The organism is Streptomyces sp. UH6 (assembly GCF_013421635.1).
Classification (GTDB): Bacteria; Actinomycetota; Actinomycetes; order Streptomycetales; family Streptomycetaceae; genus Streptomyces; species Streptomyces abyssomicinicus.
In genome coordinates this window covers 1-8,553 of the sequence record NZ_JACADT010000155.1, presented here as the reverse complement: position 1 = coordinate 8,553, position 8,553 = coordinate 1, and the positions used below count along the sequence as shown (strand labels likewise).

At 72.4% G+C, this 8,553-nt stretch carries 6 protein-coding genes; 1 reads left to right on the top strand and 5 read right to left on the bottom strand.

The genetic code is table 11. The features are described 5' to 3' along the window. The 5 genes from HW445_RS11060 to HW445_RS11040 all read right to left on the bottom strand — a co-directional run. On the bottom strand, window positions 1–1,299 hold a 1,299-nt coding region (locus HW445_RS11060), incomplete at its 3' end, for an MFS transporter (protein WP_218956837.1). A 65-nt stretch (window positions 1,300–1,364) separates the two neighbouring features. Then, on the bottom strand, window positions 1,365–3,182 hold the full coding sequence (locus HW445_RS11055; RefSeq protein ID WP_180220850.1) for an IucA/IucC family siderophore biosynthesis protein: 1,818 nt from the start codon (window positions 3,180–3,182) through the stop codon (window positions 1,365–1,367). Further along, window positions 3,179–3,706 carry a GNAT family N-acetyltransferase gene (locus HW445_RS11050; RefSeq protein ID WP_180220852.1) on the bottom strand — a complete coding sequence of 176 codons (528 nt, stop codon included), beginning with the start codon at window positions 3,704–3,706 and terminating at the stop codon, window positions 3,179–3,181. The genes HW445_RS11055 and HW445_RS11050 overlap by 4 nt, the downstream gene beginning before the upstream one ends. 50 nt (window positions 3,707–3,756) lie before the next feature. After that, window positions 3,757–5,073, bottom strand: a complete 1,317-nt coding sequence (locus HW445_RS11045) for a lysine N(6)-hydroxylase/L-ornithine N(5)-oxygenase family protein (RefSeq protein ID WP_180220849.1) — start codon at window positions 5,071–5,073, stop codon at window positions 3,757–3,759. A gap of 91 nt (window positions 5,074–5,164) precedes the next feature. Then, complete coding sequence (locus tag HW445_RS11040) at window positions 5,165–6,712, bottom strand: aspartate aminotransferase family protein (protein ID WP_180220848.1); 1,548 nt, start codon at window positions 6,710–6,712, stop codon at window positions 5,165–5,167. 152 nt (window positions 6,713–6,864) lie between these two features. Between HW445_RS11040 and HW445_RS11035 the strand changes: the two genes are divergently transcribed. Continuing rightward, on the top strand, window positions 6,865–8,553 hold a 1,689-nt coding region (locus HW445_RS11035; RefSeq protein WP_180220847.1), incomplete at its 3' end, for a penicillin acylase family protein.

Here is an 8,553-nt window from a genome sequence, read left to right as displayed (position 1 = left end):
CGCGGTCAGCGACGCCGAACCGGCGGTCCACGACTCCTGCGCGGCGAGGTGGCTGCTGACGACCGCGCCGAGCACCGCCACCCCCAGGCTGCCCCCGACCTCACCCATGGTGCCGTCGACAGCCGCGCCCGACCCCGCCCGGTCCGCCGGGATCGAGCCCATCACCGCGGCGACGATGGCCGGATTGGCGAGGGCGCAGCCGACGCCCATCAGCAGCAGACCGGTCAGCAGCACCGGGTAGCCGCCCCGGTCCAGCACCCCGGCCACCGCGAACCCGCCGGCCAGCAGGCCCATGCCGAGAGCCACGGCACGGACCTCGCCCAGCCGGGCGATCATCCTCGGCGCCAGCGAACGGACGTTGAGCGCCACGACACTCAGCGGGAAGGGCGCCATGTACAGCCCCGCCTCCAGGGCGGAGAAGCCCCGGACGTACTGGAGCTGCTGCGCCAGCAGGAACAGCGCTCCCGCGCTGCCGAAACTGATCAGCAGCACCCCGGTGACCGCGCCCGTGAACCGGGGGTTGCGGAAGAGCTGGGGCGCCAGCACGGGGTCGGCGCAGCGCCGCTCCCACACCACGAGCCCGGTCAGCGCCACCACCGCGGTCGCGGTCGCGGCGAGCACCGGGAGGGAACCGGCGCCGTGCTCCGGCCAGGAGGTCACCGCGTGCACCAGCGCCACCACACCGACGGCGGACAGCACCGCTCCCGGCACGTCGGGCCGACCCGCCCCGGCACGCCGCGACTCGGGAATCAGCCACCGGGCGGCGGCCAGCCCCAGCAGGGCCACCGGCACGTTGATCAGGAAGATCGCTCCCCACGGGAAGTGGGAGAGGATCAGCCCGCCGAGCGGCGGCCCGGCCGCGAAGCCGAGACCGTTGACCGCCGCCCAGATGCCGATGGCCCGGACGCGCTCACCCTCGGGGAAGACCTGGGCGACCACCGCGAGGGTGGTGCACGTGATCAGCGCGCCGCCCACGCCCATGCCGGCCCGGGCGGCGACGAGCTGGCCGACGTCCTGGCTCAGACCGGCCGCCAGGGAGCACACGCCGAACAGGGCCAGCCCGATCAGCAGCAGCCGCCGCCGTCCGTAGCGGTCGGCGGCGGCGCCGGCGGCCAGCAGCAGCCCCGCCTGGGCCAGCGGATAGGCGTTCACCACCCACTGGATCGCCGCCATCCCCGCGTCCAGCTCCCGCGAGAGCGTGGGAACCGCCACGGTCAGCACCGAGTTGTCCAGGACGACGACGAGCTGCACCAGGCAGACCACGCCGAGCACCACCGCCCGCCGGTCGGCGCGCAGCACCGGACCACCCGCCCGTCCCGAGGGGGCGCCGGACGCGCGGGCGCCCCCCGTGGCAGTCTTTCCCGTCACCGGACCGGGGCGAACCGGGCTATGGGATTGGTCAGTTCGCCGACCAGCTGGAGCGCCGCGGAGGGATCGGCGAGGTCCACCATCTGGCGGTTGTTCCGCAACTGCAGGCGGTTGAGGCAGGACAGCGCGAAGGTCTTCGCGAACGCATCGTGGCGCCGGAACCGCTCGGCGAGGTGGGGGACCGCGGCCTGGTAGTCGGCGACGCAGCCGGCCACCGTCTCCCAGAAACGGTCCTCGGACAGGGTGCCCGCCTCGTCGAGCAGCGCGGCCAGGTACCGCAGGAAGCCGTCGAAGACGTCGGTGAAGATGGACAGCAGCTGCATGTCCTCCGGGACGTCGGCGCGCACGCGTCGCACGGCCGGCGGCAGGTCCGCCTCCGGGTTCATGACCACGATCTCCTCGGCGATGTCCTTGAACACCGCGCGCACCACCGCGCCCTCGCCGTCGAGCACCAGGATGACGTTCTCCCCGTGCGGCATGAACGCGAGGTCGTGGGCGTAGAAACTGTGCAGCAGCGGCACGAGGTAGGCGTCGAGGTAGCGCCGCAGCCACTCCCGCGCGGGCAGGCCGCTGCGGGCGATCAGGGCCGCGGCGAAGGACCCGCCGTCGCGGTCGGCGTGCAGCAGCGCGGCCATGGTGCACACCCGCTCGCCCGGCGCCAGCGAGGGCACCGGGCTCTCCCGCCACAGCGCCGCCAGCATCTTGCGGTACGGCGAGTAACGGTCGGTGGCCGCCTCGTACCGCGGGTTGCGGTACCCGATGGCGGCGTGCTCGCGGATGATGGTCAGCCCCGTGCCGCTCAACACCGGGTCGGTGGCTATCAGTTCGGCCAGCCAGTCGTTGATGGCCGGCGTCGCCTCCATGTAGGCGGCCGAGAGACCCCGCATGAAACCCATGTTGAGGACGGACATGGCCGTCTTGACGTAGTGCCGGTCGGGGCGGCTGGTGTTGAAGAACGTACGGATGGACTGCTGCGCCTGGTAGAGGTCCTCGCTCTCGCCGAGCGGCACCAGGTGGCGGGTGGCGATCTCCCCGGCGAAGGTGACCGCCAGCTTGTTGGTCCACTGCCAGGGGTGCGCCGGGAAGAGCAGGTAGTCCGCCGGGTCGAGCCCGAGGCCGGTGAGCACCCCCTCGAGCCGCGCCCGCTCCTCGGCGCCCAGCTCCTGCGCGATCAGGGTGTCGTAGTCGATGTCCGCGCAGGAGGTGAAGGTGGCGCGGTCGCGGTGCGCGGCGAGCCACATCAGGCGGACCGGCGCCGCGGCCTCGGGGGCGTAGGAGTGGAACTCCGCGATGTCGAAGCCGATCCGGCCGTTGTTGGCGACGAAGCCGGGGTGCCCCTCGGTCATGCTCGCCTCGACGGTCTGGAAGTCGGCCGTCACCAGTTCGTCCGCGGCTGGCGCGGGCCGGGAGAGCTTGTAGGCGGTCGACGAGAGAGTGGAGCTGAGCTCCTCGAGGTAGACGGGCAGCACCTCGTCGCTCAGACCCAGCGTGGCGCGCAGCTCGAGGACCAGTTCCAGGGCGTCCAGCGGTGCCTGGGAACCGGAGCGCCACCGGGTGACGGAGCCGGCGTCGATCTGCCAGTGGTCCAGGGACATCGTCCGGGCGGCGAAACGGTACTCCGTGGCGCCGTCGTCGGACCGCACGGTGTACCGTCCGTCGCCGGCGGGCTCCGGCGTCAGCAGCCGCTCGTGGGCGAACTCCGCGAGCGCCTTGCGGACCAGCGCCCGGTTGGCGGCCGCCCACAGCTCGGGGCGCAGGTGGGCCACCTGGTCCAGGGCGATGGTGGCGGCCCGGTGGGGCGGGGCGGCGGTCATGCGTCGGCTCCTTCGGTGGCGGCCGTGAACTGTTCCCTGGTGCAGAAGCTGAGCAGGGCGGTCTTCTCGGGCTTGACGAGCGGGCCTTCGGGGACGAAACCGACGAAGGCGTTGAGGGCGTGGACGGCGGTGTTGCGGACGTCCGGCTCGACGACGACGCGGTGCGCCGAGGGGTCGTCGAAGAGGAAGGCCATCACGGTGGTGATGACGGCACGGGTGAATCCGTGGCGGGGCGAGCCGGCGGGCGCGCACAGGAAGTGCATGCCGACGTCCCCCGGGCGCGCCTCGTACAGCCCGGCCAGCTCCACCCGCGCCGGGTCGTAACGCTCCACCAGGAAGCACGGCTCGCCGTCCAGGGCGCCGAGGAAGGCGTCGTGGTGGGGGTGACGGACGATCGCGTCGTAGGCCTCGACGACCTCGGCGGTGCTGAGACCCCCCATCATCCAGTACGCGGCCTTCGGGTCGGTGACCCAGGCGTGCAGCAGGGCGGCCTCCCGGGCCGGGTCCAGCGGATGCAGCGACATCGTGCCCAGGGGCGTGGGCCGGGAGTAGAGAGCGGGGGTCGCGGGGCGGGTCACGACACCACGCCCTCGGGCGCGCCGAACTCCTGGAACGCGATGGACTTCTCGATCGGGTAGACCTCGCGGCCCGTGATCTCGCGGATGATCCAGCTGTTGCGGTAGGGGCCCATGCCGAGGTCGGGCGAGGTCACGCTGTGCGCGTGGGTGGCGCCGTTCTGAAGGAAGACGCCCCGGCCGGTGACGTCGACGCTGTAGTTGCGGGCCACCTCCAGACGTCCGCGGCCGTCCCACAGCAGCCGGTCGCGGACCGGTTCCAGGAAGGCGGGCGGCCGGTAGGCGTAGCCGGTGGCCAGCACCAGCCCGTGGGTGAGGAGGGTGAAGTCCCGGTCCTGCTCGTCGTGGTGCAGCCCGAGCTCGTACCGGTCCGTGGCCCCGTCGTGACGGGCGGTGCGCAGCGCGGTGTTGGTGAACAGCCGGGTGGGCACCGGGCCGTGCACGCTCTTCTGGTAGAGCAGGTCGAAGATGTTGTTGATCAGCTCGGCGTCGATGCCCTTGCTGAGCCCCTTCTGCTCCGACTCCAGCCGGTAGCGGGTCGCCTCGGGGAGCGCGTGGAAGTAGTCCACGTACTCGGGCGAGGTCATCTCGAGGGTGAGCTTGGTGTACTCCAGCGGGAAGAAACGCGGGGAGCGGGTCACCCAGTTGAGCCGGTAGCCGTAGGTGTCGATGTCACCGAGCAGGTCGTAGTAGATCTCGGCCGCACTCTGGCCGGAGCCGACCACGGTCACCGACTCCTTGGCCTGCAGCACGCTCTTGTGCTGGAGGTAGAGGGAGTTGTGGACGGCGTCACCCGGCAGGTCGCGGCAGGCGGGCGGCAGGTGCGGAGGCGTTCCCGTGCCGAGCACCAGGTGCCGGCCACGGTGCCGGACCTGGTCCCCGGCTCCCCGCCGCGAGGAGGTGACGACGTACACCCCTTCCGCCTCGTCGAACTCGACCGTCTCCACCTGGTGGCCGAACCGCACGGACGGGAGCTGCGCGGCCGCCCAGCGGCAGTAGTCGTTGTACTCGGCGCGCACCGGGTAGAAGTTCTCGCGTATGTAGAACGGGTAGAGCCGTCCCTTCTCCTTGAGGTACTGGAGGAAGGAGAAGGGCGACGTCGGGTCGGCGAGACTGACCAGGTCGGCCATGAAGGGCGTCTGCAGCGTCGCGAAGTCGAGCAGCATCCCGGGGTGCCAGTCGAACTGCTCCCGGCTCTCCAGGAAGACGCCGTCGAGGTCGTCCAACGGCGCGGTGAGGCAGGCCAGGCCCAGGTTGTACGGGCCCAGGCCGACCGCGACGAAGTCGTGGACGGGCTCGGTTGCGGGCTGGGTCATGCGTGTCTCCAGAAGCACTGTGGTGGGGGCGGTTTCGGCGCGCGGGTCCCTTCCGTCCGGGCCGGGGCCGGGCCGGGCGGAAGGGGCGCGGTCAGGCGACGCCGTCCGCGGCCTTGAGTCGGGGAGCGGCCTCGACGAAGTCGGCAGCGTGCGCCGCCAGCAGGTCGAGGACATGGGCGACGTCGCCCGGGGTGGTGCTGGGGTTGAGGAACGTGCACTTCAGGAAGTGCCGCCCGTCCACCTTGGTGCCCGCGACCATGCCCTCGCCCGAGGCGGCGAGCGCCTCCCGGGCGTGCAGGTTGGCGTCGTCGGCGAGATGCGCGTCCTGCGCGGCGGGGAGGTAGCGGAAGACGACGGTGGAGAGCTGGGAGCGGCCGACCACCTCGAACCGGGGGTCGTCGGCGAGCATGTCGTGCACGGCGCCGGCCAGGTCCACCACCTCGTCGAAGAGGACGCCCACACCGTCGGCGCCCATCACGCGCAGTGTCATCCACAGCTTCAGCGCGTCGAAGCGGCGCGTGGTCTGCAGCGACTTGTCCACCTGGTTGGGGATCCGGCGCTCGGCCATTCGGGCGGGGTTCAGGTAGTCGGCGTAGTAGGTCGCGTGCGACATCATCCGGCTGTCCCGGACCACCACCGCGCTGGAACTCACCGGCTGGAAGAAGGACTTGTGGAAGTCCACGGTCACCGAGTCGGCGCGCTCGACGCCCTCGAGCAGGTGCCGCCGGGTCGGGGAGACCAGCAGGCCGCAGCCGTAGGCGGCGTCCACGTGGAGCCACGTGGCCTCCGCCTCGCAGACGTCCGCGACCTCCGCGAGCGGATCGATGCTGCCGAAGTCGGTGGTGCCCGCGGTGGCCACCACGGCCATCACCGTCAGCCCCTCGGCGCGCAGACGGTCGCACTCCCGGCGCAGCGACGCGACGTCCATCCGCCGGTCGGCGGTGGTGGCCACGCCCACCACCGCCTCCATCGGCAGGCCGAGCATCTTGGCGGACTTGCTGACGCTGAAGTGGGCGGCGTCGGAGGCGAGCACCCGCAGCCGCGGCAGCAGGGCCTGACGGGCCTCGGACGTGCGTGCCCCGGCGCGGGCGAACGCCTCCTCGCGGGCCAGCACCAGCGCGTGCAGGTTGGACTGCGTGCCGCCGCTGGTGAAGATCCCGTCCGCGTCCAGGCCGAAGCCGATCCGCCCCGCGGTCCAGTCGATCAGGCGGCGCTCGATCAGGGTGGCGCCGGCGCTCTGGTCCCAGGTGTCCATGGAGGAGTTGACCGCGCTGAGCACCGCTTCGCCGAGCAGGGCCGGGATCACGACGGGGCAGTTGAGATGGGCGAGATAGCGCGGGTGGTGGAAGTAGACGGCGTCACGGAGGTAGAGCCGCTCCAACTCGGCGAGCGCCGCGGCCGAGTCGCCGAGCGGCCGGTCCAGATCGACCTGCTCGACCTCGGGCGCGAGCGCGTCCGGGCTGATGCCGGTGAACGGTCCCTTGACGCCGGTCACGCGGGATGCCACCGCGTCCGCGCCCAGGAGCAGCGCCTCACGGTAGGCGCCCGCGGTCGGCTCACCGAAGAGGTGCCGCCGGGCCTCGGCGCTCGGCGAGGCGACGGAGCGCTGCGCCGGGACAGTCTTGCCGTCGATGGTCATGTCAGCCTTCTGGTGGGGGACAGCGGAGACGCTTTTTAGGCAAGGCTTACCTAAGCATGCTCGGCTTCACTTGTCGACATCGCCTCGGCTCGTCACCCCGGCGGTGTCGCGTCACCCTGGCCGCAGGGTTAAGGTTAGGCTCACCTAATCCCATGTCAACGGTGCGTCCGGCATCGGCTCGAACCCCCGACCTGCCTCAAGCCGACGGCCGACAGCGCCACTTGACTTCCCGTCAGCAGCCGCAATCCGAGGAGCCCGGCTTGCCCAGAGCCCGCCACCGCATCCACCGTGACCCGTACGGCATCCCTCACGTGTGGGCCCCCGACGCCCTCGAGCTCGCCCGGGCCCAGGGTGTGGTGACCGCACGCGACCGCGGCTGGCAGATCGAGGTCGAGCGGCACAGGGCACTGGGCAGCTCGGCCTCCTTCCTCGGCCCCGAGCACCTGTCGTGGGACGTCCTCGCCCGTCGCGCCCGACTGGCCGACACCGCCCGGCGGTGCTACGAGGCGCTGGACGACGGCACCGCGGCCTGGGTCCGCGCGTATGCCGAGGGAGTGGATTCCGCGTTGCCCGAGGCGGCCCGCCGCGCGCCCGAGTTCGACCACGCCGGTCTGCGTCCGGGCGCCTGGGAGCCCTGGGTACCGCTGGCGGTGTGGCTCTCCCACCACCTCCTCTTCGCCGGCTTTCCCGCGAAACTCTGGCGCGATCGTGTCGGTTCGGCGCTCGGCCCCGACGCGGTGGCGTCCTTCGCGACCGACGGCCCGGGCACCGCGGGCAGCAACGGCTGGCTCCTCACCCCGCAACGCACCACCACGGGCGCGCCCCTGCTCGCCGGCGACCCCCACCGCTTCATCGAGGCTCCCGGGGTGTACCAGCAGATCCGGCTGGCGTGCCCCGAGTTCGACGTGGTCGGTCTCGCGGTGCCGGGGGTGCCCGGCATCGCGCACTTCGGTCATACGGGGCACGTCGCCTGGGCCATCACCAACGCCATGGCGGACTACCAGGACCTCTACCGGGAGCGGCTACGCCGGACCCGGCGACCGGACGGGACGCCTGCGGTGGAGGCGTGGGGACCGGACGGCTGGGAGCCTGCCGATGCCCGCACCGAAACCTTCCTGGTCGCCGGGGGCGATCCGGTCGAGGCCGAGATCGTGGAAACCGCCCGGGGACCCGTCGTGGTCCAGGGGCCGATTCCGGACACGGCCGAGGAGGCCGAGGTCGAGACGGACGCCAGCGAGGCGGAGACGGACGCGGCCGAGGCGGACGCGAGCGACCGCGGGACCGCACTCGCCCTGCGCCTGCCCGCGAGAGTGCTCGGCTCGCTCGGCTTCGACGCCCTGCCCGCACTCCTGCGGGCCAGGACCGTCGCGGACGTCGACGCGGCGTTGGACGAGTGGGTGGAGCCGGTCAACGTGGTGATGGCCGCGGACACTGCGGGCGGCCTGCTGCACCGGGTCGCCGGAGCGGTCCCGGTCCGCCCCGACGCCAACCGCCGGGGGCTCGTCGATGCCTGGGACCCGGCCGCGGCCTGGTCGGGGGAGTGGGAGGCGATGCCGCGTGGTGAGGTGTCCGACGGCCGGGCGGTGATGGCCAACGCCCGGGGTGTCGCCACGCCACTGGGGTCGGAGTTCGCTGCCGCGCACCGGGCGCGCAGGATCGCCGAACTCCTGGACTCCCGGCCGCGCTGGTCTCCCGCCGACATCACCGCCGTGCACACGGATACGTTCTCGCCGGGTGCGTCGGTGCTGATCGCGCGGCTGGTCGAGCCGTTGGCCGGGCTGTCGCCGGAGGCCGCGTCCCTGCGGCGTGAACTGGACGCGTGGGACCGGCACATGGGCGCC